The 26,988-nt window shown below is 66.0% G+C and carries 29 protein-coding genes; 16 read left to right on the top strand and 13 right to left on the bottom strand.

Annotation, left to right across the window (positions count from 1 at the left end; translation table 11 throughout):
• Positions 1–7: 7 nt before the first annotated feature.
• On the bottom strand, positions 8–2,197 hold the full coding sequence (locus tag ACLV8F_RS13535) for a TonB-dependent siderophore receptor (RefSeq protein WP_411884732.1): 2,190 nt from the start codon (positions 2,195–2,197) through the stop codon (positions 8–10).
• Between the two features lie 242 nt (positions 2,198–2,439).
• A complete protein-coding gene (locus ACLV8F_RS13530) occupies positions 2,440–3,282 on the bottom strand; it encodes a DMT family transporter (protein WP_411884731.1) in 843 nt (280 codons plus the stop codon).
• 215 nt (positions 3,283–3,497) lie between these two features.
• Here ACLV8F_RS13530 and ACLV8F_RS13525 point away from each other — a divergent pair, with 215 nt between their 5' ends.
• The gene (locus tag ACLV8F_RS13525; RefSeq protein ID WP_411884730.1) at positions 3,498–3,704 is read left to right on the top strand and encodes a hypothetical protein; all 207 of its coding nucleotides are present in this window, start codon (positions 3,498–3,500) and stop codon (positions 3,702–3,704) included.
• Here ACLV8F_RS13525 and ACLV8F_RS13520 read toward each other — a convergent pair.
• The 8 genes from ACLV8F_RS13520 to ACLV8F_RS13485 form a co-directional block, all read right to left on the bottom strand.
• Complete coding sequence (locus ACLV8F_RS13520; RefSeq protein WP_411884729.1) at positions 3,701–4,396, bottom strand: helix-turn-helix domain-containing protein; 696 nt, start codon at positions 4,394–4,396, stop codon at positions 3,701–3,703. The genes ACLV8F_RS13525 and ACLV8F_RS13520 overlap by 4 nt on opposite strands.
• Positions 4,397–4,406: 10 nt before the next feature.
• Positions 4,407–5,456, bottom strand: coding sequence for a lipoyl synthase (gene lipA / locus ACLV8F_RS13515; RefSeq protein ID WP_411884728.1), 1,050 nt, complete (start codon positions 5,454–5,456; stop codon positions 4,407–4,409).
• 102 nt (positions 5,457–5,558) lie between these two features.
• Positions 5,559–6,332, bottom strand: a complete 774-nt coding sequence (gene lipB, locus ACLV8F_RS13510) for a lipoyl(octanoyl) transferase LipB (protein ID WP_411884727.1) — start codon at positions 6,330–6,332, stop codon at positions 5,559–5,561.
• 125 nt (positions 6,333–6,457) lie between these two features.
• Positions 6,458–6,784: a YbeD family protein gene (locus ACLV8F_RS13505; RefSeq protein WP_411884726.1), complete on the bottom strand. Its 327-nt coding sequence runs from the start codon at positions 6,782–6,784 to the stop codon at positions 6,458–6,460.
• A 13-nt stretch (positions 6,785–6,797) separates the two neighbouring features.
• Positions 6,798–7,700: a D-amino acid aminotransferase gene (locus ACLV8F_RS13500; RefSeq protein ID WP_411884725.1), complete on the bottom strand. Its 903-nt coding sequence runs from the start codon at positions 7,698–7,700 to the stop codon at positions 6,798–6,800.
• A gap of 53 nt (positions 7,701–7,753) precedes the next feature.
• Complete coding sequence (locus ACLV8F_RS13495) at positions 7,754–8,284, bottom strand: DUF2062 domain-containing protein (RefSeq protein ID WP_411884724.1); 531 nt, start codon at positions 8,282–8,284, stop codon at positions 7,754–7,756.
• Positions 8,281–9,420 (bottom strand): MBL fold metallo-hydrolase, encoded by a 1,140-nt coding sequence (locus tag ACLV8F_RS13490; protein WP_411884723.1) that lies wholly within the window; start codon positions 9,418–9,420, stop codon positions 8,281–8,283. The genes ACLV8F_RS13495 and ACLV8F_RS13490 overlap by 4 nt, the downstream gene beginning before the upstream one ends.
• 7 nt (positions 9,421–9,427) lie before the next feature.
• Positions 9,428–9,871, bottom strand: a complete 444-nt coding sequence (locus ACLV8F_RS13485; protein ID WP_411884722.1) for a DUF4149 domain-containing protein — start codon at positions 9,869–9,871, stop codon at positions 9,428–9,430.
• A 215-nt stretch (positions 9,872–10,086) separates the two neighbouring features.
• Here ACLV8F_RS13485 and ACLV8F_RS13480 point away from each other — a divergent pair, with 215 nt between their 5' ends.
• The 14 genes from ACLV8F_RS13480 to ACLV8F_RS13415 all read left to right on the top strand — a co-directional run bounded on the left by ACLV8F_RS13480 (position 10,087) and on the right by ACLV8F_RS13415 (position 23,854).
• A complete protein-coding gene (locus tag ACLV8F_RS13480; protein ID WP_411884721.1) occupies positions 10,087–10,587 on the top strand; it encodes an ATP synthase subunit I in 501 nt (166 codons plus the stop codon).
• A gap of 12 nt (positions 10,588–10,599) precedes the next feature.
• Positions 10,600–11,472 (top strand): F0F1 ATP synthase subunit A, encoded by an 873-nt coding sequence (gene atpB, locus ACLV8F_RS13475; protein WP_411884720.1) that lies wholly within the window; start codon positions 10,600–10,602, stop codon positions 11,470–11,472.
• Between the two features lie 72 nt (positions 11,473–11,544).
• Positions 11,545–11,808, top strand: coding sequence for a F0F1 ATP synthase subunit C (gene atpE / locus ACLV8F_RS13470; protein WP_007868969.1), 264 nt, complete (start codon positions 11,545–11,547; stop codon positions 11,806–11,808).
• Positions 11,809–11,882: 74 nt separating this feature from the next.
• Positions 11,883–12,353: a F0F1 ATP synthase subunit B gene (locus ACLV8F_RS13465; RefSeq protein WP_411884719.1), complete on the top strand. Its 471-nt coding sequence runs from the start codon at positions 11,883–11,885 to the stop codon at positions 12,351–12,353.
• Between the two features lie 12 nt (positions 12,354–12,365).
• Positions 12,366–12,896: a F0F1 ATP synthase subunit delta gene (locus ACLV8F_RS13460; protein ID WP_411884718.1), complete on the top strand. Its 531-nt coding sequence runs from the start codon at positions 12,366–12,368 to the stop codon at positions 12,894–12,896.
• Between the two features lie 62 nt (positions 12,897–12,958).
• Positions 12,959–14,512 (top strand): F0F1 ATP synthase subunit alpha, encoded by a 1,554-nt coding sequence (gene atpA / locus ACLV8F_RS13455; protein WP_411884717.1) that lies wholly within the window; start codon positions 12,959–12,961, stop codon positions 14,510–14,512.
• A 63-nt stretch (positions 14,513–14,575) separates the two neighbouring features.
• Positions 14,576–15,442, top strand: coding sequence for a F0F1 ATP synthase subunit gamma (gene atpG / locus ACLV8F_RS13450; protein ID WP_411884716.1), 867 nt, complete (start codon positions 14,576–14,578; stop codon positions 15,440–15,442).
• 57 nt (positions 15,443–15,499) lie between these two features.
• Positions 15,500–16,903 carry a F0F1 ATP synthase subunit beta gene (gene atpD, locus ACLV8F_RS13445; protein WP_293400292.1) on the top strand — a complete coding sequence of 468 codons (1,404 nt, stop codon included), beginning with the start codon at positions 15,500–15,502 and terminating at the stop codon, positions 16,901–16,903.
• Positions 16,904–16,940: 37 nt separating this feature from the next.
• The gene (locus ACLV8F_RS13440) at positions 16,941–17,360 is read left to right on the top strand and encodes a F0F1 ATP synthase subunit epsilon (RefSeq protein WP_411884715.1); all 420 of its coding nucleotides are present in this window, start codon (positions 16,941–16,943) and stop codon (positions 17,358–17,360) included.
• Positions 17,361–17,563: 203 nt separating this feature from the next.
• Complete coding sequence (locus ACLV8F_RS13435; RefSeq protein ID WP_411884714.1) at positions 17,564–18,610, top strand: ligase-associated DNA damage response exonuclease; 1,047 nt, start codon at positions 17,564–17,566, stop codon at positions 18,608–18,610.
• Positions 18,607–20,262 carry an ATP-dependent DNA ligase gene (locus ACLV8F_RS13430; RefSeq protein WP_411884713.1) on the top strand — a complete coding sequence of 552 codons (1,656 nt, stop codon included), beginning with the start codon at positions 18,607–18,609 and terminating at the stop codon, positions 20,260–20,262. The genes ACLV8F_RS13435 and ACLV8F_RS13430 overlap by 4 nt, the downstream gene beginning before the upstream one ends.
• Positions 20,259–22,895, top strand: coding sequence for a ligase-associated DNA damage response DEXH box helicase (locus ACLV8F_RS13425; protein ID WP_411884712.1), 2,637 nt, complete (start codon positions 20,259–20,261; stop codon positions 22,893–22,895). Before ACLV8F_RS13430 ends, ACLV8F_RS13425 begins: the two co-directional genes overlap by 4 nt.
• Complete coding sequence (pdeM, locus tag ACLV8F_RS13420; RefSeq protein WP_411884711.1) at positions 22,895–23,581, top strand: ligase-associated DNA damage response endonuclease PdeM; 687 nt, start codon at positions 22,895–22,897, stop codon at positions 23,579–23,581. Before ACLV8F_RS13425 ends, pdeM begins: the two co-directional genes overlap by 1 nt.
• Before the next feature lie 141 nt (positions 23,582–23,722).
• Positions 23,723–23,854, top strand: a complete 132-nt coding sequence (locus ACLV8F_RS13415) for a hypothetical protein (protein WP_411884710.1) — start codon at positions 23,723–23,725, stop codon at positions 23,852–23,854.
• Positions 23,855–23,954: 100 nt separating this feature from the next.
• On the opposite strand, the gene ACLV8F_RS13410 is transcribed toward ACLV8F_RS13415, so the two are convergent.
• The 3 genes from ACLV8F_RS13410 to ACLV8F_RS13400 are packed head-to-tail and all read right to left on the bottom strand — an operon-like array spanning position 23,955 to position 26,052.
• The gene (locus ACLV8F_RS13410) at positions 23,955–24,491 is read right to left on the bottom strand and encodes a TPM domain-containing protein (protein ID WP_411884709.1); all 537 of its coding nucleotides are present in this window, start codon (positions 24,489–24,491) and stop codon (positions 23,955–23,957) included.
• 4 nt (positions 24,492–24,495) lie between these two features.
• Entirely contained in the window at positions 24,496–25,449 is a 954-nt protein-coding gene (locus tag ACLV8F_RS13405; protein WP_411884708.1) for a TPM domain-containing protein, read from the bottom strand.
• A complete protein-coding gene (locus tag ACLV8F_RS13400; protein ID WP_411884707.1) occupies positions 25,450–26,052 on the bottom strand; it encodes a LemA family protein in 603 nt (200 codons plus the stop codon).
• A 44-nt stretch (positions 26,053–26,096) separates the two neighbouring features.
• Here ACLV8F_RS13400 and ACLV8F_RS13395 point away from each other — a divergent pair, with 44 nt between their 5' ends.
• Positions 26,097–26,945 carry a hypothetical protein gene (locus ACLV8F_RS13395; protein WP_411884706.1) on the top strand — a complete coding sequence of 283 codons (849 nt, stop codon included), beginning with the start codon at positions 26,097–26,099 and terminating at the stop codon, positions 26,943–26,945.
• Positions 26,946–26,988 lie beyond the last annotated feature (43 nt).

Raw genomic sequence — 26,988 nt, 5'->3', positions numbered from 1 at the left:
CCGGCCGTCAGAAGCGGGCGCGCAGCGTGACGCTGGCGAAACGCGGCTCGCCGTAGTTGGGGTAGTCGAGCGTCGCCCAGTAACGCTTGTTGAGCGCATTGAAGACGGCGAAGTTGACGCTGGTTTTCTCGCTGATGCGCCAGGTGGCGTTCAGGTTGAGCAGGCCGAAAGGCGACTGGGTGACGGTGGCCGGCCCGGACGGGCTGGGCACGTTGACCGCGTCCATCTTGCCCTGCCACAGCAGCTGCGCGCCGACTTCGAGCGGTTGCAGCGCGCCGGAGAAGCGGTATTGGGTGCCCAGCTTCACCAGCCATTCGGGCAGGTTGGCGTAGGTCAGGTCGGCCGCGTTGCGCTGGGTGCGCACCCGCGTGACGCCGGCGGTGGCCTGCCAGCCGGGCGCCAGGCGCGCGGCCACGTCGGCCTCCCAGCCGTTGGTGCTGGTGCCGTTCACGCCGACGTAGGCCGAGCTGCCGTCGGGCAGGCTGCCCGTGGGCTGGGTGCTGTCGCGCACGCCGTAGTTGTCCTGCTTGACCTGGAACACCGCGAACGAGCCTGAGATGCCTTGCGCGGGCCACTCGCCCTTGATGCCGATCTCGTTGCTGATGCCCTTGACCGGGTCCAGCGGCTGGTTGTTGCGGTCCTTGTAGTTCTGCGGGTTGAAGATGCCGGTGTGGCTGGCATAGAGGGACAGCTGCGGGTTGATGTCGTAGACCACGCCCAGGAAGGGCGAGGGCTCGCGCATCACCGACTGCTGCGCCGTGGTGTTGGTGAACCTGCCGGCGGTGTTGTAGTTGTCGGTCTGGCGGCGCCAGTTGGTGAAGCGCACGCCCGTCAGCACGGACAGCGGGTCGGCAAGGCGCCAGCGCGCCGAGGCGTACACGCCGTCCTGGCGCGTGACCTGCTCGTTGAACGCGCCGGTGCGGCTGTAGGCCGGGACCGGCGCCGTGCCGTCCCAGGTGAAGACGTTGGGGATGGTGTAGCTGTAGGTGGTGGGGCCCGCGGCCAGGTTGGTGTAGCCGTCGGTGCGGGTGTTGGTGCGCAGGCTGCTCACGCCCACCGTCAGGTCGTGCTCGCGGCCGGCCAGCTTGAACTTGCCGGTCAGGTAGGCGTCAAGCGCGTCCTGCTTTTCGGTGCCGCCGCCCACCGCGCCGTAGAGGCGCACGCCGGCGCCGGTGACGGGATTGGGGAAGGGCGCGTTGGCGGCGGTGGTGCCGTAGGCGTAGGTGCGCAGGCTGAAGGTTTCGCCTTCGGTGTGGTTGTAGCTGGCCTTCAGCGCCCATTGGTCGTTGAGCTGGTGGTCGATCGTGGCGAACACCGTGCCTGATTCACGCGACCAGCGCGTCCACGACGGCGAGAAGTTGCTCGATACCGGCAAATTCGCCAGGCTGCCGTTGGAGGCGAAGCGCGGGATCGTGCCCCAGACGCCGGCGATCGGCTCGTTGTTCTGGCGCTGGTAGCCCACCGACACCACCGTGGACTGGCCCAGGTCGGCCTCGACCACGCCGAGCAGCGCGTACTTGTCTTCCTGGTAGCGGTCGCGGAAGCTGTTGCGCTTTTGCGGCGCGAGCACCCAGCGGCTGCGCACGCTGCCGTCGGCGTTCAGCGGCACGTTCAGGTCGAGTTCGGCGCGGTAGTAGTCCCAGCTGCCGGCCGACAGCGCCACCGAGCCTCCGAAGGTGCGCTGCGGCCGCTTGCGGATCAGGTTGATGGTGGCCGAGGGCGTGCCCACGCCGGTCAGGATGCCGTTGGCGCCGCGCACGATGTCGATGCGCTCGTACAGCGCGGTGTCGAACTCCTGGTTGGTGTTCGCGCTGTAGGTCGGCATGCCGTCGACCTGGAAGTCGGTGATCAGGAAGCCGCGCGAGTAGTAGAGCGGGCGCTGCGTGTCATAGAAACTCACGTGGATGCCGGTGGTGCTGCGCAGCACCGTGTCCACGCTGGTGAGCGCGCGCTGTTCGATCTGCTCGCGATCGATGGTGCTCAGGGATTGCGGGGTCTCGCGCGCGGTCAGCGGCAGGCGGGTCGACGTGCTCTCACGCGCGCCCGTCACCGTGACGCTGCCCAGGACGCCGGGCTGGCTGTCCTGCGCCCAGGTGGCACAGCAAAAGCAGGCCGCGGCTGCGGCGGGAATCCATCTTGTCAAAAGTACGGGCACATGGCGCGAAACGGGCGCGCGGGTAGCAAGCAGCTTGGTCATGGTCTTCTGGGTATGAAGCCGGATGACGCCCGCCACGGCATGGCCACGAGGCCGCCGGGGCGGCTTCGGACGAAGCTGGGACTAGGGAAGGCAGGCGCCGCGGCTAGTGGTAACTGGCTGCACCTGCTGCGGCGAACGCCCCGCCTGGGGACGCTGCGCACGATGTGTGGCTGAGGCCGTGACTATACCTCACAAATGAGAGTTATTCTCATTTGATGGCAACTCCGGGGCCGGAACCCGCTCTACCGCGCCCGGGTGCCCAGCACCGCCGCGCCAATGATCATCACCGCCGCCAGGCCAATGCTCCAGCTCAGCGCGCGGCCGCTCACCAGCATCAGCAGCGCGGTGGAGCCCAGCGGCGTGAGGTAGCTCAGGATGCCGATCTGCCGCGCGTCGCCGAGCTTGAGGGCCTTGTCCCACAGGAAAAACGCCGCGCCCAGCGGGCCCAGGCCCATCACGGCCAGCAGCAGCCAGTCCTGCGCGGACAGCACGGCCGCCGGCTCCAGCGCCCAGTGGCACAGCAGCGAAAGCACGCCCGACACCAGGCCGAACAGGCCGATGGCGGCCGTCGGGAAAGCCGGCACGCGCTGGGTCAGCAATGAGTAGCTGGCCCAGATGAAGGCCGAGCCCAGCGCCGGCAGATAACCCCATGACCAGCCGCCCGCGGCCGACCCGCCGCCGCCCGCGCCCAGGATGGCAATGGCCGCGCCGGCAAACCCCAGCAGCGCCGCGCCCACGTGCACGGCGCGCAACTTCACGCCGCGCAGGAACAGCGGCGCCAGCACCACCATGAACAGCGGCCACAGGTAGTTGACGAGGTTGGCCTCGACGGCGGGCGCGTGCCGCAGCGCGATGAACAGCAGGAAGTGGTAACCGAAGAGGCCGCAGACACCCAGCGCCAGCGTGGCGGGCGGGATGCGCCATTGCCGCCTGTCCCTGAGCACAAAGGGCAGGGCCAGCGTGCTGCCGACCAGCAGCGAAACACCTGTGAGCAGGAAAGGCGGAACATGTTTGAGCGAGACCCCGAGCGAGGCAAGCGCGACCCAGAGGGCGATGGCGCCCAGTGCATAAAGATTGGCTGGCATGCCGCAAGCATAAAAGCCGCGGCGCGCCGCATCGTCGCGCAACGACGCTTTGCGGGCGCGCGGCGATGGTTTGCCCTGCAGCCATGCCTACATCCGGTAACCAGCTTCACCTGGCAGGCGCATGCCGGACACCTCCAGGGCACGGGCCGGGCCTTCAATGAGGGTGCAGATGTTTTGACAACAACCCGAGGCCTGAAACCTCAAGGAGACCCCTCATGAAAAAGCTCGCCCTTGTTTTGCTCTCTCTCGCCGGCTTTATGGCCCTGTCGGGCTGCGTGGCCTATCCCGTGCCTTACGGCGACGGCCCGCATTACCGCGGCGGCCCGGCGAACGGCCCCGGCTATGGCGGCCGCTATGACCGCGATGGCGACGGCGTGAGCAACCGCTACGACCGCCGGCCGAACAACCCGAATCGCTATTAAGTCGATTCGCCTGACTGCCGCCGGAGCGCGGCGGTCAGCGCGGAGGGCGAGTGGTAGCCGCAGTGCAATGCGGTGTCGGCCACGCTCATGCCGCGGCCGCGCAATTGCAGGGCCAGCGCCAGGCGTTGCCGGCGCAGCCACTGCATCACACTGAGGCCGGTCTCGCGCCGGCAGCGCGCGGCGAACTGCGTGGGGCTCAGGAAGACCTGCGCGGCCAGTTGCGCCACGCTCAAAGGCTCATGCAGGCGCTGCTGCGTCCAGGTGGCGAGTTGCTTCCAATGGATGGGGCGCTGGTAGCGTGAGGATGCCGCTTGCGGCGGCGCCCAGGCCTCCAGCAGCAAGGCCGGGCCGTAGTGCTGCGCCAGGCTGCCGCGCTGCTGCAGCGCATGGGCCAGGTAGTGGCCCAGCGCAATCGCCTGCGCGGTGTGTGCCGGGTCGTAAGCGCAGCGCGCCCAGGCGGTGTGCGGGGTGTCCAGCACGATGCAGCGGCTGCCTTCGCGGGATTCAAAATCATGATGGTCGCCGGGCGCGATCACGCAGCCCTGGCCGGCCGCGATGCGGCGCCCGCGCCCCTGCACTTCGAGGTCCAGCACGCCGTCCAGGCCCAGCAAGACCTGGAAATGTTCGTGCGCATGGCTGCCGTGCGAGGCGCCGTAGTGCCGCAGCGACAGGGAGCCTTGCGGCGCACTCATGTGCGGTGGTTCAGAGGGCGGCGATGGCCACGTCGGCCTTGTCGGCGACGCCGGCCGCGTGGGCCTGCTGGTCGGCGTGGTAGCTGCTGCGCACCATGGCGCCCACGGCGGCGTGGGTGAAGCCCATCTTGTAGGCCTCTTCCTCGAACATCTTGAAGGTGTCGGGGTGCACGTAGCGGCGCACCGGCAGGTGGCTGGTCGAGGGCGCGAGGTACTGGCCAATCGTCAGCATGTCGATGTTGTGGGCGCGCATGTCGCGCATGACCTGCAAAATTTCCTCGTCGGTCTCGCCCAGGCCGACCATGATGCCGCTCTTGGTCGGCACGTCGGGGTGCAGGGCCTTGAACTTCTTGAGCAGGTTCAGGCTGAACTGGTAGTCGCTGCCGGGGCGTGCTTCTTTGTAGAGGCGCGGCGCGGTTTCGAGGTTGTGGTTCATCACGTCGGGCGGCGCGGCCTTGAGGATTTCCAGCGCGCGGTCGTCGCGGCCGCGGAAGTCGGGCACCAGGATTTCAATCGTGGTGGCGGGCGAGAGTTCGCGGATTTTTTTGATGCATTCGACAAAGTGGCCGCTGCCGCCGTCGCGCAGGTCGTCGCGGTCCACGCTGGTGATCACCACGTACTTCAATTTCAGCGCCGCAATCGTTTTGGCCAGGTTCAGCGGCTCGTCGGCATCCAGCGGGTCGGGCCGGCCGTGGCCGACGTCGCAGAAGGGGCAGCGGCGCGTGCACTTGTCGCCCATGATCATGAAGGTGGCCGTGCCCTTGCCGAAACATTCGCCGATGTTGGGGCAGCTGGCTTCCTCGCACACCGTGTTGAGCTTGTTCTCGCGCAGGATCTGCTTGATCTCATAAAAGCGCGTGGTCGGGCTGCCGGCTTTCACGCGAATCCAGTCGGGCTTCTTGAGCATTTCGCCCTGCACCACCTTGACGGGGATGCGCGAGAGCTTGGCCGCGGCCTTCTGCTTGGCCAGCGGGTTGTAGCCTTCCAGGCTCTGGACGTCGCGGACCACGGGGTTCAGTGAAGGGCTGGTGGCCGCGTTGACGATCTCGGGTGTGCTCATGGTCGATACCGGTTGCCCTGAGCCTGTCGAAGGGCTGGAAATCCGCTCATGACCGGCGGGGCGCCGGGGGCTTGGACAGGCTCAGCCCGAGCGGAAAAAAGATCAGGGTGCCAGATACGTCGTGAGTTTCCGCCCCAACACGTCCGCGGCCTCCTGCCACGTGACGGATGCGCCAATTGTACGAAGGTCTGTGGTTTGCAGTCCCACATAGCCGCAAGGGTTGATGCGCGAGAAGGGTTCCAGGTCCATGGCGACATTCAACGCCACACCGTGGTAGGTGCAATGCCGGCTGACCTTGATGCCCAGGGCGGCGATCTTGCCCAGGCCCCGGAAAGGGTCACCCTCACCCCTGCCCTCTCCCGCAAGCGGGAGAGGGTGCTGTTCACTCCCTCTCCCGCTTGCGGGAGAGGGCCGGGGTGAGGGGTGTTGCAGCCGTGCATGCGAAAAGGGGTCGTCCAGGCGCACGTAAATACCCGGCGAGCCGGCCACGCGGTGCCCGGTGACGCCGAAATGCGCGAGTGTGCGGATGACGGACTCCTCGATGCGGTAGACGTATTCCTTGACGTAATAGCCGACGCGCTTGAGGTCGACCAGCGGGTAGGCCACGACCTGGCCCGGCCCGTGGTACGTGACCTGGCCGCCGCGGTTGGTCTGCACCACCGGGATGGCGCCGGGGTTGAGCACATGGTCGGCCTTGCCCGCCAGGCCCTGGGTATAGACCGGCGGGTGTTCGCAGATCCACAGCTGGTCGGGCTCCGCCAACGAGTCCTGCAACCCTTCAGTGGCGCCCATCGGGTGGCGGGCGGCCGTGAAGGCCTGCATGGCTTCATAGGTGGGCAGGTAGTCGACCCGGCCCAATGATTGAATCAATATCATGGCGCCGTGGCCGCCGCGCCGGGCCGCCCCAAGCAAGGCCAGCCCCCTCGGGGGGCAGCAACCCGCGCAGCGGCGGAGCGTGGGGGCAGCATGGTTGCCTGCATCTCTTCGGCTTCAGTCGTGGTTTAGAGGACCACTTTGACCATGGGGTGCGTCGACAGCGTGCGGTAAAGCTCGTCGAGCTGTTCGCGGCTGGTGGCCGTGACGGTGATGGTCACGCCCAGGTAGTTGCCGGCCTTGCTTTCGCGCAGCTCAATGGTGGTGGCGTCAAAGGCCGGGTCGAACTGGTGGGCGATGGCGGTGATGGCCGCGACCATGCCGTCGACCTTCTGGCCCATGACCTTGATGGGGAACTGCGACGGGTACTCGATCAGCGACTCCTGGCGCGAAGGCTCGGAGCCGGGGACACCGATGATGTTCGGGGTTTTCGGGGTGTCGGGGGACGTGGTCATGGCGAGGGTCCTTTCAGGCCTGTTTGGCACGCTGGTATTCAGCGTACAGCCTGGCATAAATGGGGCCGGGTTTGCCTTTTTCCAGCCCGTGGCCCACGGGCTGGCCGTCCAGCAGGGTGACCGGCAACACCTCCTTGGTGGCGGACGACAGCAGGATTTCATCGGCCGCCAGCACTTCGGCGTGCGTGATGCGGCGCAGCTCAAACGGAATGCCGGCGGCGCGGCACATGTCCTCGATTAGGCCGAAGCGTATGCCTTCAAGCACCAGGTTGTCCTTGGGCGGGCCGAAGACCTTGCCGTCCTTGATGACCCAGACGTTGCTCGAAGACGCTTCGCTGAGGTGGTCGCCGCGAAACATGATGGTTTCCACCGCGCCGGCGTCGACGCTGATCTGGCGCGCGAACACCGCGCCCAGCAGGCTGGTGCTTTTGATGTGGGCTTTTTCCCAGCGGAAATCGCCGGCCGTGACACAGGCGACACCGGCCTCGCGCTGCTGCGCACTGGGCAGTTTCATGGCGTTGGCCATCACGAACACGGTGGGCGTGAGGCCGGGCAGCATGGGGTGGTCGCGCATCGCGACACCGCGGCTGACCTGGATGTAGACCAGCTGGTTGCCCTGTTCGGCCGGCGCGCCGGTGGATTGTGCGTGCGCCGCGACCAGCTTCAAGGCCACGGCCTGCCACTCGGCAGCGGTCATCGGGTTGGGGATGCGCAACTCGGCCAGGCTGCGCGCCAGGCGGGCCATGTGCTGCTCAAAACGGAACAGCCGGCCGCCGTAGGCCGGCGCCACCTCGTACACGCCGTCGCCGAAGATGAAACCGCGGTCCAGCACGCTGATCTTGGCGTCCTTGAGGGGGGTGTATTCACCGTTGAGGTAGCAGGGCGTGTCGGGAAGGGGTGGGGCAGGCATGGTCATGGTGCAGTTGAAAAAGAAGAGGAGTGAAAGCGGGATTGTCCAGGGTCCGGGGCTTAACGGTGGCGGCGCTTGAACCAGATGCGCAGGCGCCAGAGCAGTTTGACCAGCAGATAGCCGGTGCTCGAGCCCACCACGGCAAAAATGCCCATGCCCAGTATGGCCGGCCCGCCAAAAGAGGCCAGCCAGGCGACCACGCCCGCGCCTTCGGACATGCGCACCGGCGGCGGCGCGTCCAGCAGCAGGCTGCCGACCTGGTAGGCCAGCCAGAGCCAGAAGCCCACGGTGAAGGGGTTGGTGATGAAGGTGATGCCTGCGGCGACGGGAATGTTGGCGCGCCACCAGACGCTGTGTGCCGCGGCCGCGACGATCTGCGCAAACGGAAGCGCGAAGGCCCAGAAGATGCCGATGGCCACGCCGCGCGCCACGGCTTCATGCTGCAGGCGCCACAGCTGCGGGTCCATCACACGGTGGGCCACGGGCCGCAGCCAGGGGTTGGAGGCCAGCACTTCGCGTGTGGGCACCGAGGCCTTCAGGCGCGCCATCCAGCCGGCGCGGTTTTTGGCCGCTTTGGGGTGCGCTTTCATGGCGCGGCCCTGGGCGGTAAAACGCGGGTTTCACCCACGGCCATGACGCTGAAGTCCTCGTCTTTCAGGCCGTTGGCCGCGCGGGCAGCGGCCAGGTCTTTGGGCGGCTGGTCCAGGGGCTCGTCGGTCAACTCGAAGGTGCCCCAGTGCACACCCACGCTGCGTTTGGCGCCCAGGTCCTGGTGGATCTGCACCGCTTCGGCCGGGTTCACGTGCTGCCCGGACATGAACCAGCGCGGCTCGTAGGCGCCGACGGCGATCAGGGCCAGGTCGAAGCCGCCGCCCTGCGCGGCCGTGTGGCGGCCGGCAAAGCGCGCCCGGGTGTCGAGAAAGTCTTTGGAATAGCCGGTGTCGCCGCTGAAATACCAGTGCAGGTCGGGCGCGAACACGGCGTAGCCGCCCCACAGGGTCTGGCTGCGGTCGCCCGGGCCGCGCGCCGACCAGTGCTGCACCGGCGTGAAATTGAATTCGACGCCGCGGTGGACGTGGCTGTCCCACCAGTCCATCTCCACGACGTTGGTGATGCCGCGGCTGGCGAACCAGGGTTTGAGGCCCAGCGGCACCAGGAACAGCGTGGCGCCGCCGGCCGCGGCCGCGCGCGCGGCGATGCCTTGCACCGAATCGGCGTCCAGGTGGTCGTAGTGGTTGTGCGAGAGCACCACGACGTCGATGGGCGGCAGGTCGGCCAGCGCGATGCCCGGCGGCTGCGCGCGTGAAGGGCCGATGAATTGCACCGGGCTGGCCCGCTGCGAAAACACCGGGTCCGTCAGCACGTTGAGCCCGCCGGCCTGCACCAGCATGCTTGCGTGGCCCACCCAGGTGATGGCGGGCGGGGGCGATGCCGTGCCGGGCGCGGCGAATGCCGGGGCATAGGCGCGGATGGCGGCCATGTCCGGCGCCCGCACCGGCGTGGGCGCGGCGGGCGGCGGAGGCAGGTTTTGCCGGCGCTTGTCCCACTGCCAGCGCAGCAGGTCGCCCAGGCTTCTGGTGACCGATGCGCTGTAGTTGTTCTGGAAGCCTTCGCGCGTGTGGTGCGGTTTGGCCGGATCGTAATAAGGGTTCACGGCCGCGCAGCTTCCGGCGAGGAAAAACAGGCTGCTGAAAAGAAGGCAGGCGCGCATACGGGCCGCTGGCATGCCGCCTTCACGCGAGAAACACGACGGCTGCAATGGCCAGCGCGCCCAGCGCCAGGTTGACCATGGCCATGGTGGCGATCTGCCCGACGCGGCGCCCGCCTTCGGGCCAGTCGGCGGCGGCCACGGCCAGTTTGAGGCGGCGAAACGGGCCGAAATACAGATGGCCGAAGAGCGCGAACATCAACAGGCCCAGGCCGAACATCAGGTGCCAGCCGGTGGGCGCGTTCTTCATGCCGACGGCCAGCAACATGGCCAGGCCCGTCAGCAGCAGGACGGCGATGGATATCCACACCAGGACGAAAAACCGCCGCAAAACCTGCGCGATCAGCGGCAGGCGCTGTGGCGGCGGAAGTTGCCCGGCGGCGGGGCGCAACGCGAACAACATGAAAGAGATACCGCCCAGCCAGGCGACGGCAAAAGCGATGTGCAGGAATTTCATCAGGGCGTGCATGCGGGTGTCTTTCAGTGGGGTGGGCGGCGCCACTGGCCGGGGCGCTCTTGAACCCATTGTGAACCAGCCGCCTGGCGTTTACCCTTGCGCACGCGCTGGAGGCCCTAAATCATCCCCGAGTGCGGGTTTTTCAGGGAGTGCAGGGGTTTCTACGTATAATCAAGGGCTTTGCTAATAACGGCCCTGTAACTTTCCCGTAATTTGTGAGCTTCAAAATGACAAATTCGGCGAATTCGGCAACGAACCCGGTCTCCCGGGCAGTTACAAATGAGTTTGAGGCGGATGTGGAGGCTTTCAAGCCCCTGACCCGTGAAGAAGCCCAAAAGCTTCGTGAAACGGTTCCGCTTCTTTCCCCCTGGTCGGTGTTGGCGGGGCAGTTGGCGGTTGGTGTTCTGGTGGCATGTGCCACCTGGGCCCTGACAGGCCAGCGGTCCGCCGGCTGGTCGGCGCTTTACGGGGCGCTGGCGGTGGTGATTCCGGCGGCGCTTTTTGCGCGCGGTTTGACCGGCAAAGTGTGGTCAATGAATCCAGGCACCGCGGTGGCGGGATTCTTTTTATGGGAAATGGTCAAGATTGCTTTGACGGTGGCGATGCTGTTTGCCGCGCCAAAGCTGGTTTCGATGCTGAGTTGGCCGGCCATGCTGGTCGGCCTGGTGGTGACAATGAAAACGTCCTGGATCGCGCTGTTGTTCGCGGCCAGGAAAAATAAACTTTGAGGCGAGCAATAAATGGCTGCTGAGAATGCTGCTGGACATGGCGGTCCAACCGCCGGTGAATACATCGTTCACCACCTGACGCACTGGCGCAACAAAGAACTTGTTGGCCCGTTCGATCTGAGCGTCATCAATATTGATTCGACCATCTTCACCATTTTGCTGGGTGTGATCGGCTGCTTCCTGCTCTGGAAAGCCGCCCGCAAAGCCACCTCCGGCGTTCCCGGCCGTTTCCAGGCCGCGGTTGAAATCCTCGTCGAAATGGTCGACGCGCAAGCCAAGGGCATCGTGCACAACGCCGAAAGCCGCAAGCTGGTCGCGCCCCTGGCCCTCACCGTGTTCGTCTGGATTTTCCTGCTGAATGCCATGGACTTGCTGCCGGTCGACCTGCTGCCGGTGCTGTGGGCCTGGGCTTACGGCGCTGCCGGCTATGACGCGCACCATGCCTACATGCGGTCCGTGCCCACGGCCGACCTTTCCATCACCATGGGCCTGTCCATGGGCGTGCTGATCACCTGCCTGGTCTACAACGTCAAGATCAAGGGCGTGGGCGGCTGGATCCACGAACTCTTCACCGCGCCTTTCGGCAACCACTGGGCGCTGTACCCCTTCAACTTCCTGATGCAGGTCATCGAGTTCGTCGCCAAGACGGTCTCGCATGGCATGCGACTGTTCGGCAACATGTATGCCGGCGAACTGATTTTCCTGCTGATCGCCCTGATGGGCGGCGCCTGGTCGCTGTCGGCTACCGGCATCGGCCTGGCCATCGGCCACATCATCGCGGGCTCGGCCTGGGCGATTTTCCACATCCTGATCATCACGCTGCAAGCTTTCGTGTTCATGATGCTGACCCTGGTGTACATCGGCCAGGCGCACGATCACCACTAGTCAGATAACAGTTCAGTTATCCCTGTTTTCGTTTTTCTTTTTCTCTCGTAACCAAAGTCCTAAGGAGTCATCATGGAAGTTATTAGTTTTGTCGCTCTGGCCGCCGGCCTCATTATTGGCCTGGGCGCCGTCGGTGCATGTATCGGCATCGGCATCATGGGCAGCAAATACCTCGAAGCAGCTGCACGCCAGCCTGAACTGATGGGCGAACTGCAGACCAAGATGTTCCTGCTGGCCGGCCTGATCGACGCTGCCTTCATTATCGGCACGGGTATCGCGCTGTGGTTCGCCACCGCCAACCCCTTCCTGGCGCAAATCGCCAACCTGCCCAAGTAAGCATTGATCAAAATCCCAAGAATGTCATTCCTTCGGGCCGGCTTTTGGCTGGGCCCCAAGGGAAAGGATGAGCAGTGAGCATTACCGGTACCCTAATTGTCCAGCTGATCGTTTTCCTGATTTTGGTCGGGTTCACGATGAAGTTTGTGTGGCCACCCATCGCGGCGGCCCTGGACGCGCGCGCGCAAAAAATCGCTGACGGCCTTGCTGCTGCCGACAAAGCCAAATCCGAACTCTCCGTCGCCAACAAGCGCGTGGAAGAAGAGCTGGCCAAGTCTCGCAACGAAGCGGCCGTGCGCCTGGCTGAAGCCGAGCGCCGGGGCCAGGCCCTGATCGAAGAAGCCAAGGCCAAGGCCACCGAAGAAGGCAGCAAGATCATTGCCGCCGCCAATGTGGAAGCCGAGCAGCAGTCCGTCAAGGCCCGTGAGGCCCTGCGCGAGCAAGTGGCTGCGCTGGCCGTCAAGGGCGCCGAGCAGATTCTGCGCAAGGAAGTCAATGCCGGTGTGCATGCTGACTTGCTGGGCCGCCTGAAGACCGAACTCTAAGCGAGCATCAACATGGCAGAACTAGCCACCATCGCCCGTCCCTACGCTGAAGCGCTGTACAAGGCCTCCGGCTCCGACCTGGGCGGCACCGCCGTCTGGCTCGACGAGCTGGCCGCCATTGCTGCGAACGCGCAGCTGCAGCAGTTCGCCGGCAACCCCGGCGTCACTTCGGCGCAGGCGTTCGACGTGATTTCGGGCGTTGCCAAGACCAAGCTGCCGGACGCCGCGAAAAACTTCCTGCGCACGGTGATCGACAACGGCCGCCTCGGCGCCTTGCCCGAAATCGCCGCGCAGTTCCGTGTCCTGAAAAACGCGCAGAGCGGTTCGTCCGATGCGACCGTCTACAGCGCTTTCGCGCTCGACGGCGCGGCGCTGGCCGACCTGTCGGCAACGCTGGAAAAACGTTTTGGCAAGAAGCTCAACCTCCAGGTTGAGCTGGAGCCGGCCCTGATCGGGGGCGTGCGAGTCGTGGTGGGTGACGAGGTGCTGGACACCTCGGTCAAAGCCCGTTTAGAGCAAATGAAAGTGGCGCTGATCTCCTGAGCCGGTGCCCAGGCGCCATCCGCAGGTTTTAAGCCAACAAACATAGAAAGAAGGAAAGAGTCATGCAACTCAATCCCGCAGAAATTTCTGAACTGATCAAGAGCCGTATCGAAGGCCTGACCGGCAGCAGCGACATCCGCAACCAGGGCACCGTGGTGTCCGTGACCGACGGTATCGTCCGCATCCACGGCCTGTCCGACGTGATGCAGGGCGAAATGCTGGAATTCCCCGCAACCGCCGACGGCACCCCCACCTACGGCCTGGCGCTGAACCTCGAGCGCGACTCGGTCGGCTCCGTGATCCTGGGTGAGTACGAACACATCGCCGAAGGCGACACCGTCAAGTGCACGGGCCGCATCCTGGAAGTGCCCGTCGGCCCCGAGCTGCTCGGCCGCGTGGTGAATGCCCTGGGCCAGCCCATCGACGGCAAGGGCCCGATCAACGCCAAGCTCACCGACGTGATCGAAAAGGTCGCGCCAGGCGTGATCGCCCGTAAATCCGTCGACCAGCCCCTGCAGACCGGCCTGAAGTCCATCGACTCCATGGTGCCCGTCGGCCGCGGCCAGCGCGAACTGATCATCGGCGACCGCCAGACCGGCAAGACCGCCGTGGCCATCGACGCCATCATCAACCAGAAGGGCAAAGGCGTTTCCTGCGTCTACGTCGCGATCGGCCAGAAGGCTTCCTCGATCAAGAACGTGGTGCGCTCGCTGGAACAAGCCGGCGCCATGGAATACACCATCGTCGTGGCCGCTTCCGCTTCCGAGTCGGCCGCCATGCAATACGTCAGCGCCTACTCCGGCTGCACCATGGGCGAATACTTCCGCGACCGCGGCGAAGACGCGCTGATCGTGTATGACGATTTGTCCAAGCAGGCCGTGGCTTACCGCCAGGTTTCGCTGCTGCTGCGCCGCCCGCCAGGCCGCGAAGCCTATCCCGGCGACGTGTTCTATCTCCACAGCCGCCTGCTCGAGCGCGCAGCCCGCGTGAACGAGAAGTACGTTGAAGACTTCACCAAGGGCGCCGTCAAAGGCAAGACCGGTTCGCTGACCGCGCTGCCCATCATCGAAACGCAGGCCGGCGACGTGTCCGCTTTCGTGCCGACCAACGTGATCTCGATCACCGACGGCCAGATCTTCCTGGAAACCAGCCTGTTCAACGCCGGTATCCGCCCCGCGATCAACGCCGGTATCTCGGTGTCGCGCGTCGGTGGCGCCGCCCAGACCAAGCTGATCAAGAACCTCTCCGGCGGTATCCGTACCGACCTGGCCCAGTACCGTGAACTGGCTGCCTTCGCGCAGTTCGCTTCCGACCTGGACGAAGCCACCCGCAAGCAGCTGGACCGCGGCGCCCGCGTGACCGAGCTGCTCAAGCAGGCCCAGTATTCGCCTTTGTCCATCTCCAACATGGCCGCCACGCTGTTCGCCGTGAACAAGGGCTTCATGGACGACGTGGAAGTCAAGAAGGTCCTGGCTTTCGAGCACGGCCTGCACGCCTACTTGAAGGACAAGAACGCGGCCCTGATGGCCAAGCTCGAAGCCAACAAGGCCATGGACAAGGACGCTGAGGCGGAACTGAACACGGCCGTGGCCGAGTTCAAGAAGTCGTTTGCCTGATCTCGCCTGACTCGTCGTCAAGCAAGTAATTAAGCAACCCTCAGGAACCCCTTAGGAATCCATATGGCAGCAGGCAAGGAAATACGCGGCAAGATCAAATCGGTGGAAAACACCAAGAAGATCACCAAGGCCATGGAGATGGTGGCCGCCTCCAAGATGCGCAAGGCGCAGGAGCGGATGCGCGCTGCCCGTCCTTACAGCGACAAGATCCGCAACATCACGGCCAACCTGAGTCAGGCCAACCCCGAGTACACCCACGCGTTCATGGAGTCCAACGACGCCAAGGCCACCGGGTTCATCGTGGTGACGACCGACAAGGGCCTGTGCGGCGGCATGAACACCAACGTGCTGCGCGCCGTGACGGCCAAGCTCAAGGAAGTGCAGGCCGCCGGCCATGATGCCAAGGCGGTCGCCATCGGCAACAAGGGCCTCGGCTTTCTCAACCGCGTCGGCGCCAAGGTGGTGTCGCACGCGACCCAGCTCGGCGACAAGCCGCACCTGGAAAAGCTGATCGGCCCTGTCAAGGTGCTGCTCGACGCGTACAGCGAAGGCAAGGTCAACACGGTGTACCTGTGCTACACCAAGTTCATCAACACCATGCGCCAGGAGCCCGTGGTCGAGCAGTTGCTGCCCCTGACGGCGGCGCACCTGCAGGCCGACAAGGACCAGCACGGCTGGGACTACATCTACGAACCCGACGCGCAGACCGTGATCGACGACCTGCTGGTTCGTTACGTGGAAGCGCTGGTGTACCAGGCGGTTGCCGAGAACATGGCGTCCGAGCAGTCCGCCCGCATGGTGGCCATGAAGGCCGCCACCGACAACGCCGGCAGCGTGATCGGCGAACTCAAGCTGGTTTACAACAAAACGCGTCAAGCGGCGATCACGAAAGAACTTTCGGAAATCGTTGCCGGTGCTGCTGCGGTTTAAGCCGCCACAGCCGATTCCAGATTTAAAGAAACGTTAGAAACGAAAGAGGATTCAATCATGGCTCAAGCTCAAGGCAAGATTGTTCAGTGTATTGGTGCGGTGGTTGACGTGGAATTCGCGCGCGACCAGATGCCCAAGATCTATGACGCGCTGAAAATGGAAGGCTCCGCGCTGACGCTGGAAGTCCAGCAGCAGCTGGGCGACGGCATCGTGCGCACCATCGCGCTGGGCACCTCCGACGGCCTGCGCCGCGGCAACATGGTGTACAACACCGGCGCCAACATCACGGTTCCCGTGGGCAAAGCCACGCTGGGCCGCATCATGGACGTGCTGGGCGCGCCCATCGACGAGCGCGGCCCGGTCGACCAGACCCTGACCGCCCCCATCCACCGCAAGGCGCCTGCTTATGACGAACTCTCGCCATCGCAGGAACTGCTGGAAACCGGCATCAAGGTGATCGACCTGGTTTGCCCCTTCGCCAAGGGCGGCAAGGTGGGCCTGTTCGGCGGCGCCGGCGTCGGCAAGACCGTGAACATGATGGAACTCATCAACAACATCGCCAAGGCGCACTCGGGCCTGTCCGTGTTCGCCGGTGTGGGTGAACGTACCCGCGAAGGCAATGACTTCTACCACGAGATGGCCGACTCCGGCGTCGTGAACCTCGAGAACCTCGGCGAATCCAAAGTGGCCATGGTCTACGGCCAGATGAACGAGCCCCCAGGAAACCGTTTGCGCGTCGCGCTGACCGGCCTGACCATCGCCGAATCCTTCCGTGACGAAGGCCGCGACGTGCTGTTCTTCGTGGACAACATCTACCGCTACACGCTGGCCGGCACCGAAGTGTCCGCGCTGCTGGGCCGTATGCCTTCCGCCGTGGGCTACCAGCCCACGCTGGCCGAAGAAATGGGCCGCCTGCAAGAGCGTATTACCTCCACCAAGGTCGGCTCCATCACGTCCATCCAGGCCGTTTACGTCCCTGCCGATGACTTGACCGACCCGTCGCCCGCCACCACCTTTGCCCACCTGGATTCCACCGTGGTGCTGAGCCGTGACATCGCTTCGCTGGGTATCTACCCCGCCGTCGACCCGCTCGACTCCACCAGCCGCCAGCTGGACCCGAACGTCGTGGGCGAAGACCACTACGCGACGGCCCGCGCCGTGCAGGGCACGCTGCAGCGCTACAAGGAACTGCGCGACATCATCGCGATTCTGGGCATGGACGAACTGGCCCCTGAAGACAAGCTGGCCGTGGCCCGCGCCCGCAAGATCCAGCGTTTCCTGTCGCAGCCTTTCCACGTCGCTGAAGTGTTCACCGGCTCGCCCGGCAAGTACGTCAGCCTGGCTGAAACGATTCGCGGCTTCAAGATGATTGTGGCCGGCGAGTGCGATCACCTGCCGGAACAGGCTTTCTACATGGTCGGCACGATTGACGAAGCTTTCGAAAAGGCGAAGAAGGTCTAAGGCTCCGCCCTAAAACTTTTTTCACGAAGGATCGCTTATGTCAACCACCATTCACGTCGACGTCGTATCCGCGGAAGAGTCCATCTTCTCGGGCGAAGCCAGGTTCGTGGCATTGCCTGGCGAAGCCGGCGAGCTGGGCATTTACCCGCGCCACACGCCGCTGATCACCCGCATCAAGCCGGGCGCCGTGCGCATTGAAAAAGCCGACGGCAGCGAAGAATTCGTCTTCGTGGCCGGCGGCCTGCTCGAAGTGCAGCCCAACAGCGTGACGGTCTTGAGCGACACCGCCATCCGCGGCAAGGACCTGGACGAGGCCAAGGCCACGGAAGCCAAGGCCGCCGCCGAGGAAGCGCTGAAGAACGCCAAGAGCGACATCGACATCGCCATGGCCCAGTCTGAACTCGCCGTCATGGCCGCGCAGATCGCCGCCTTGCGCAAGTACCGCCAGAAGAAATAAACAAGCCAAGCCGGTTCAACCGGTTTGCACCAAGCCCCTGCCGAAAGCCAGGGGCTTTTTTTATGGCCTGCTTCGGCCGCAATGTAAGCCCTTGCTGACAGCACAAACGCCTGCCGCCGCTCAGCATGCGGCAAGCGGCCGGATTAGCATGTTTGCTGGAGCGGCCTCGACGCGCCGCCTGGACTGCACGGAGCAACACACGCATGGACTTGATCGTGGCAAGGCCGGAAGGCCTGTATTGCGCGGCGGGCGATTTCTACATCGACCCGTGGCGGCCTGTCGGCCATGCCGTGATCACGCACGCCCACTCCGACCACGCCCGTGTGGGCCACGGCCACTACCTTGCGCACACCGACAGCGAAGGCACGCTGCGCACGCGGCTAGGGGAGATCACGCTGCAGACCCTGGCGTATGGCGAAACGCAGGAGCGCAACGGCGTGAAGATCTCTTTGCACCCGGCCGGCCACGTGCTCGGCTCGGCGCAGGTGAGGGTGGAGCACCGCGGCGAAGTCTGGGTCGCCTCGGGCGACTACAAGACGGAGGCCGACGGCACCTGCGCACCCTTTGAGCCCGTGCCCTGCGACACCTTCATCACCGAGTCCACCTTCGGCCTGCCGATCTACCGCTGGCCCACGCAGCAGGCGCTGTTCGCCGAGATCAACGCCTGGTGGCAACGCAACGCGGACGACGGCCGCGCCTCCGTATTGTTCTGCTATGCCTTCGGCAAGGCGCAGCGCATATTGCACGGCGTGGATGCCGGCATAGGCCCGATCGTCGTGCACGGCGCGGTCGAACCGCTCAACGCGGTGTACCGCGCGGCCGGCGTGGCCCTGCCGTCCACGCTGCGCGTGACCGATCCCGGCGTCACGCCGGCGATGCTCAAGCGCGCCCTGGTGCTGGCGCCACCTTCGGCCCAGGGCACGCCGTGGATGCGGCGCTTCGGCAATTATTCGGACGCCTTTGCCAGCGGCTGGATGCAGCTGCGCGGCACGCGGCGGCGGCGCGGTGTGGACCGCGGTTTTGTGATGTCCGACCATGCCGACTGGCCCGGCCTGCAAAGCGCCATCGCCGGCACAGGCGCCGGCCGCATCATGGTCACGCACGGCAGCGTCGCGGTGCTGGTGCGCTGGCTTAACGAGAAAGGCCTGCAGGCCGAAGGCTTCAAGACCGAGTACGGCGACGAGGACGTGGCCGACCAGGCTGCACCTGAGCCGGCCGCGCCGGCCGTCGACGAATCCGGCCCCGCATGAAAGCCTTCGCCGCGCTGTACCGCGAACTTGACGCGACCACCTCCAGCCTGGCCAAGCAGGCGGCGCTGCAGCGCTACCTGCAGGACGCCGCACCCGCCGATGCCGCGTGGGCCGTTTATTTCCTGGCCGGCGGCAAACCGCGCCAGCTGGTGCCGACCAAGCTGCTGCGCCTGCTCGCGCAAGAGGCGGCCGGCCTGCCCGAGTGGCTCTTCGATGAAAGCTATGAAGCGGTGGGCGATCTCGCGGAGACGATTTCACTGCTGCTGCCGCCGCCCACCGAGCAACACGAACTCGGCCTTGCCGCCTGGGTGGAGCAACACCTGTTGCCGCTGCGCGCGCTGGGCAAAACAAATCCCGATGCGCTGCCCGGCACACTGCGCGCGCAATGGCGCAGCCTCGCGCCCGAAGAGCGCCTGGTCTACTTCAAGCTCATGACCGGCAGCTTCCGCGTCGGCGTCTCGCGCCTGCAGGTCACGCAGGCACTCGCCGCGGTGGCTGGCGTCGACGCCAAGCGCGTGGCCCAGCGCCTCATGGGCTACACCCATATCAGCGGCCAGCCCACGGCCGCCGACTATGCTGGACTGGTCGCCGCCGAAAGCAGCGGCGAGCTGAACCAGAAAACCAGCGGCCAGCCTTACCCATTTTTCCTCGCGCATCCTTTCAACATCGGCCTCGACCAGTTCGATGCCGTGCTGGGCCCGCCCGCCGACTGGCTGGTCGAGTGGAAGTGGGACGGCATACGCGCGCAACTGGTCAAGCGCGCCGGCCAGGTCTGGCTGTGGTCGCGCGGCGAAGAACTCGTGACCGAACGCTTTCCCGAACTCGCCGCCATGGGCGAGGCGCTGCCTGACGGCACAGTGCTGGACGGCGAAATCGCCGTCTGGCGCGAGGACAAGGTCAGGCCCTTTGCCGAACTGCAAAAACGCATAGGCCGCAAGACGCTGGGCCCCAAGCTGCTGCGCGACATCCCGGTGGTGCTGCTGGCCTACGACCTGCTCGAGTGGCAGGGGCGCGACCTGCGCGCCGTGCCGCAGGCCGAGCGCCGCGCGCTCATGGACGATCTCGTCACGCAGCTGCAGCACCCGCAACTGGTCGCCAGCCCCATGCTGAGCGGCGAAAGCTGGCAAGACCTCGCGCGCCAGCGCGAAGCCGCGCGCGAGATGGGTGTGGAAGGCATGATGCTCAAGCAGCGGCAGGCCGCTTACGGCGTCGGCCGCACCAAGGACGTCGGCACCTGGTGGAAGTGGAAGATAGACCCGCTCAGCATAGACGCGGTGCTGATTTATGCGCAGCGCGGCCACGGCCGGCGCGCCAGCCTCTACAGCGACTACACCTTCGCCGTCTGGGATGCGGCGCCGGGCGCGCCTGAACGCAAGCTGGTTCCTTTCGCTAAAGCCTACTCGGGCCTGACCGACGAAGAGATGGGCCGCGTCGACGCGGTGATCCGCAAGACCACGGTCGAAAGTTTCGGGCCGGTGCGCAGCGTCAAGCCCACGCTGGTGTTCGAGCTCGGTTTTGAAGGCATCGCGCGCAGCAGCCGGCACAAGAGCGGCATCGCCGTGCGCTTTCCGCGCATGCTGCGCTGGCGCGAAGACAAGCCGGTTGAAGAGGCCGATACCCTGGAGACGCTGGCCGCGTTGCTGCCCTCATGAGCCAGAATGCTGCCGTCAAAAAAGCACTGGCCGCCTGGTTTGATGCACGCGGCTGGAAGCCTTTTCAATTTCAACGCGAAGTCTGGAAGGCGATTGCCGGCGGGCAGTCCGGCCTGCTGCATGCGACCACCGGTGCAGGCAAGACTTATGCGGTATGGCTGGGCGCATTGATGGCCTTCATGGCCAAAGTGCCCGCACCGCGTGCGCAAAAGGCAGCGGGCAAACCGCCGCCCGCAAGCGCCTTGACGGTGCTATGGATCACGCCCATGCGTGCGCTCGCCGCCGACACGCTGCGTGCGCTGCAGCAACCGCTGGAAGTTTTGCAAAGCGAGCAGGCGGCCGCCGCCTGGAGCGCCGGCGCGCGCAGCGGCGACACCGCCGCCGCCGAGCGCACGGCGCAAAACAAGCACCTGCCCACGGTGCTGGTCACCACACCCGAAAGCCTTTCGCTGCTGCTCGCGCGCGCCGATGCGCAAGCCGTGCTGGGCGGCGTGCGTATGGTCGTGGTCGACGAATGGCATGAGCTGCTCGGCAACAAGCGCGGTGTGCAGGTGCAACTGGCGCTGGCAAGGCTGCGCCTGTGGAACCCGGCGCTCTGCGTCTGGGGGATGTCAGCGACTTTAGGAAACTTGCACGAAGCCATGCACACCCTGCTGGGCCACGGCGGCGGCACGCTGGTGCAGGGCCAGGTGCCCAAGAAGCTGGTCATCGATTCGCTGTTGCCCGGCCGCGCCGAACGTTTCCCCTGGGGCGGCCACCTGGGCCTGACCATGCTGCCGCAGGTGATTGAAGAGATCGCCGGCAGCAGCACCACACTGGTCTTCACCAACACGCGCTCGCAGTCCGAGATCTGGTACCAGGCCTTGCTCGAAGCCAAACCCGAGTGGGCCGGTCTCATCGCGCTGCACCACGGCTCACTCGACCGCGAAGTGCGCGAGTGGGTGGAAGCCGGCCTGAAAAAAGGCGAGCTGCGCGCCGTGGTCTGCACCTCCAGCCTGGATCTGGGCGTGGACTTCCTGCCCGTCGAGCGCGTGCTGCAGATAGGCTCGCCCAAGGGCGTGGCGCGGCTGCTGCAGCGCGCGGGCCGCTCCGGCCACGCGCCAGGCCGGCCTTCGCGCATCACGCTGGTTCCGACGCACAGCATTGAAATCGTCGAAGGCGCCGCCGCGCGCGCCGCCATCGCCGCCGGCCATATCGAGGCGCGCTCCTCGCCCGAGCAGCCGCTGGACGTGCTGGTGCAGCACCTGGTCACCGTGGCGCTGGGCGGCGGCTTTGTGCCCGATGCGCTCTATGACGAAGTGCGCGGCACCGCGGCCTATGCCGGGCTCTCGCGCGAGAACTGGGAATGGTGCCTGTCCTTTGTGCGCCAGGGCGGCCCGTCGCTGTCCGCCTACCCCGACTACCGGCGCGCCGTGCCCGACGAAGAGGGCGTCTGGCGCGTGCCCGATGCGCGGCTGGCGCGGCGCCACCGCATGAACATCGGCACCATCGTCAGCGACGCCAGCATGTCGGTGCAATACCTGGGCGGCGGCCGCATCGGCAGCGTCGAGGAAAGTTTTGCCGCGCGCCTGCAGCCCGGCGACTGCTTTCTGTTCGGCGGCCGGCTGCTGGAGCTGGTGCGCATCCACGACATGACGGCCTGGGTGCGTCGCGCCAGCGGCAAGCGCCCGGCCGTGCCGCGCTGGAACGGAGGCCGCATGCCGTTGTCGACCACGCTGGCCGATGCGGTGGTGCAGCAACTCGCGCTGGCGGGCGAGGGCCATTACGACACACCCGAGCTGCAATGCGTGCGGCCGCTGCTGGACATCCAGCAGCAATGGTCGGCCCTGCCCACACCGCAGACGCTGCTGGCCGAGCTGCTGAAAACGCGCGAAGGCTGGCACCTGTTCCTCTATCCCTTCGCGGGCCGCCACGTGCACCTGGGCCTGGCCAACCTGATCGCCTGGCGCGTCGCGCAGCTTGCGCCGCGCACCTTCTCCATCGCGGTGAACGACTACGGCTTTGAGCTGCTGAGCGCCGCCGAGGTCGACTGGGCCACGCTGCTGCCGCAGGTGCTCAAAGCCGGGCCCGACGAGCAACTGTTGCACGAGGTGCTGCAAAGCCTCAACGCGAGTGAACTCGCGCAGCGCCGCTTTCGCGAGATCGCGCGCGTCTCGGGCCTGATCTTCCAGGGCTATCCCGGTGAAAAGCGCAGCAACAAGCAGCTGCAGGCTTCGTCCTCGCTGTTCTGGGAAGTGTTTCGCAAATACGACCCGGCCAACCGCCTGCTCATGCAGGCCGAGCAGGAGCTGCTCGCGCAGGAACTCGAACTCGGCCGGCTGCGTGCCAGCCTGGCGCGCATGGAAATGCAGCAGCTGGTGTTGCAAACCCTGGCGCGGCCCACGCCGTTTGCGTTCCCGCTGATGGTGGAGCTGTTCCGCGAAAAGCTCAGCAATGAAAGCCTGGCCGACCGCATCACGCGCATGGTGGCGCAGCTGGAGAAAGCCGCCGGCGGCGCCGTCGCCGTGGGCGGTGTTGAGCAGGTCAAGGGCACGCTGGCCTTTGGGCAGGAGGGCGTGTCTTCGGGCGATGGCAAGGGAAGCGGCCGCCCGCGCCGCGAACGCAAACCGTCCCGGCCGCTACCATTGTTGTGATGACGCAAGAGGATCGCACGCCACCAAGCCAGGCGCTACCCGTGGACTACGCGGGCGAAAGCGTCTGGCTGCTGCCCGAGCGCGCCCTGTGGTGGCCCGCCGGCCGCGTGCTGTTTGTGGCCGACCTGCACCTCGGCAAGGCCGCCACTTACCGCGCCCTGGGCCAGCCTGTGCCCGCCGGCACCACGCGCGAAAACCTCGCGCGCCTCAGCGCCTTGCTGCTGCATTACCCGCCGCGGCAACTCGTGTTCCTCGGTGACCTGCTGCATGCGGCCCAGGCCCGCACACCGTCGGTGTTGCAGGGCCTGGCCGACTGGCGCGAACGTTTCGCCGCGCTGGATTGCGTGCTGGTGCGCGGCAACCACGACAGCCGCGCCGGCGACCCGCCGGCTTCGCTGGGCATACGTGTGGTTGATGAGCCCTTCGCGGTCGGCCCCTTCGCCGCCTGCCACCATCCGCAGCGCCATGAAACGCTGGGCGTCATCGCCGGCCACCTGCATCCGGCGATCAGCTTGTACGGCGCCGGCCGCGACAGCGTGCGCCTGCCTTGCTTCTGCCTGGAAGCGGGGCTGCTGATCCTGCCGGCCTTCGGCGAATTCACCGGCGGCTGGAACGTGCCGCGCGAGGCAGGGCGCAGGCTGTACCCGGTTGGGGACCATAGAGTGTGGCGATTGCCGGACGCCTGACGCATCAGATCGGTGCACAGCTGTGGCGCAAACGCCGCAAGTAACAACTCGACACGCTAAGTGACACCCGGGCGGCGGGCCGCGCCTTATCGTCAGCGCAGATTTCAACAAAACCGATGAGGTGGGATGATGAACAGCGCAATGGACAGTCTGACGTGGGTGGAAGAGCTTTCGCCGCAGCGCAAGGGACGGCGTTCGCGCAAGACCTGGATACGGCGCTTGTTCGTCGTGCTGACGGCGCTGTTTGTATTGGGCGTCTTGCTGTCGCCCTGAACGGGGCCACTCACACTACCTTTTTGGTCTTGCTCCCCGGTATTGCTCCCTCTCCCTCTGGGAGAGGGAGCAAAACAACAAGGACCGCTTCGCTGGGCTCTTATTGCAGCAGCGGCGTATCCGGCAATTCGTTGGCATCCGCGCCCATGCTTTCAGCATCCACCGCAAAGTGCTCCATCAGCAGCGCCGAGCTTTCCTCCAGCGCCTGCGTCAACCCGTCTTCATAACGCTGCTCGCGAAACGCGCTGGCCATGCGCCCCACCATGGCCTGCCATTGGTCGGGTCCCACATGCCGCGCCACGCCGCGGTCGGCGACGATCTCGATGGCGTGCTCGGCCAGCAGCACGTAAATCAGCACACCGTTGTTGTGCTCGGTGTCCCAGACACGCAACTTGCCGAACATGGTCACCGCGCGCTGGCGTGTGAGTGCGGCGATGGAATTTTGTGTGTCCAGGCGCCACAAATAACTCATGGGCAGCGAGGCTTCCACACAGATGCGGATCTCGCCGCTGTGGCGCCGCTCGCTGGCCGCCACGCGTTGCGCCAGGCGCTTGAGCATGTCCGCTGGAATGGCGCGCCTGGCGTCCGAGGCATCGAGCCAGAGATGCTTGAGCATGGTTGTGAGTTTGTTGAGCATGTGCCTACCAGTCCCCCGAGGCGCCGCCGCCGCCAAAATCGCCACCGCCGCCGCTGCTGAAGCCGCCGCCGTCGCTGCTGCTGCTGCTGCTGCCGCTACTCCAGCCGCCATCACCGCCGCTCCAGCCGCCCGCGCTCCCCGCGCCAAAACCACCGGTCGTCAAGCCACCCGAGGGTCGGCCGACGCGGCCCAGCAGGCCCAGGCTGGAGATCAACGCGAACACCATGCCCACCAGGACGGCCACGCCCGCCACGATCAGGCTGCTGGTGAAAATCCAGGCCAGCACCCCAACCGCGCCGCCCGTGGCAATCGCACCGAACTTGCGGCCCAGGATGCCGGCCGCGATCCGCGCGCCGATAGGCACGGCAAAAAACAGGAAGACCGCCAGGTCCGTCCATTCAAAACCGCCGTTGCCGCTACCCGCGCTGCGTTGTTCAGGCTCCGGCAGGTTTTCGCCGCTGATCAGCGCGATCAGCTGGTCGGCCGCGGCATCGAGCCCGCCGGCAAAGTCGCCCTGCTTGAAGCGCGGCGTGATGGCCGTGTCTATCACCTGGCGCGCCGCCAGGTCGGGGATGGCGCCTTCCAGCGCCTTGGTGGTTTCGATGCGCACCTTGCGGTCGTTCTTGGCCACCACCAGCAAGAGGCCGTCGCCCACGCCCTTGCGGCCTATCTTCCAGGTGTCGCCCACACGCTGCGCATAGGCGGCGATGTCTTCCGGCTGGGTGCTGGGCACCATCAGGATCACCACCTGCGCGCCGCGGCTTTGTTCAAAGGCCGTGAGCTTGGCTTCGAGCGCATCGCGCTGCGCGGTGTTGAGCGTGCCGGTGCCGTCCATCACATGCGCCGTCAGCGCGGGCACCGGCTGCACGCCGCCCTGCGCCCAGGCCGCCAGCGGCAGCCAGGCGGCCAGCAGCAGGGCGCTGAAGCCGAAAGTGATAAAGGCCGCGAAGCGCCGCATTTATTTCTTGTTGAAGTCCACCACCGGCGGCGTGGAAATCTGTGCCTCGTTCTGCACCGAGAAGTTGGGCTTGACCTGGTAGCCGAAGACCATGGCCGTCAGGTTGTTCGGGAAGCTTCGCGCGAGCACGTTGTACTCCTGCACGGTCTGGATGTAGCGGTTGCGCGCCACGGTGATGCGGTTCTCGGTGCCTTCAAGCTGCACGCGCAGGTCGCGAAAGCCCTGGTTGGCCTTGAGGTCGGGGTAGCGCTCGCTGACCACCATAAGGCGGCTCAGCGCGCTGCCCAGCTCGCCTTGCGCCGCCTGGAATTTGCTGAAGGCCGCCGGGTCGTTCAGGGTTTCGGGCGTCACCTGGATGGACGTCGCCTTGGCGCGCGCTTCGATCACCTTGGTCAGCGTGTCCTGCTCGAACTGGGCCTCGCCCTTGACCGTGGCCACGATGTTGGGCACCAGGTCGGCGCGCCGCTGGTACTGGTTCAGCACCTCGGACCAGGCCGATTTGGTCTGCTCGTCCAGGCGCTGGAAGTCGTTGTAGCCGCAGCCCGAGAGCAGCAGGCCCAGCAGGGCCGCGAAGGTGAATGTCAAAAAGCGCGATATCGTCATGGCAGTGCCTCCGAAAATGCAAGCTGCAACACTAACATAGTCGTATGCCGCTGTTCTCCCCCACCCCAGCCTCCCGCAGTCCGCTGCAAACCCTGCAGTCCGCCATGCGCGTGCCATCGCCCGGCGCGGCCAAGCCGCGCCTGCTGGTGGCCGGCGCCACCGGCGTGCTGGGCAACGAGGTGCTGCGCCGCCTGGCCGGCAGCGGCCGTTACGCGCATACCGAGGTGCTGGCCACCGAAACCATGGCGGCCGGGCTGTCCGGCGTCGGCATTGCACTGACAGGCGCGCCCGCACCGATTGAACAATGGCCCGCCAGGCCGCTGCCCGCGCACACCGGCCTCATCATGTTCGAGCCGCCGCGCATGTATTACGGACGTGAGCGCACGCTCTGGACGCCCGAGCCCGCGCAGCTGCCCGCGCTGGCGCAATGGTTCAAGCGCTGCGGTGTGCAGACGCTGGTCGTGGTCGTGCCGCACGCCACCGGGCGCCTGCCCGATGCGCTCAAGCGCGGCCTGGCCAACCTCGACGAGCAGTCCGTCGCCGCGCTGGGTTTTGAGCGCCTGCTGCTGGTGCGCTCGGCCCGCAAGGCACAGGACGCGGCGGGAAAGAATGCCCTGGAGAAACTCGCGGCCTGGATGCTGTCCACCCTCAGGTTCATGATTCCCCAGGCCGAGCAGCCGGTGCGGCCCGCCAAGCTGGCCGAATTTGTCGATGCCGTGCTGCAGGTGCTGCCGCCCGGCACCCACGTGGCCGCGCCCGAGCTGCTGTGGCAGGCCAACCAGAGCAGCGGCGGGCGTTTTGGCGGCGGCAACATGCACAGCGTGGTCCAGGCCTGGCTTGCTGCGGCGCGCAATCCCGCGCAGAATTCAACACCAGACGCCGGGCCGGATTGACGCCGCGCCCCTTGCACGACCCCCTTTCCCCTTTTGTCAGACC

It is taken from the genome of Polaromonas sp. YR568, from assembly GCF_943369675.1.
Classification (GTDB): Bacteria; Pseudomonadota; Gammaproteobacteria; order Burkholderiales; family Burkholderiaceae_C; genus Polaromonas.
The sequence above is the reverse complement of the archived record's forward strand: the minus strand, read 5'-3'. Positions and strand labels throughout refer to the sequence as shown.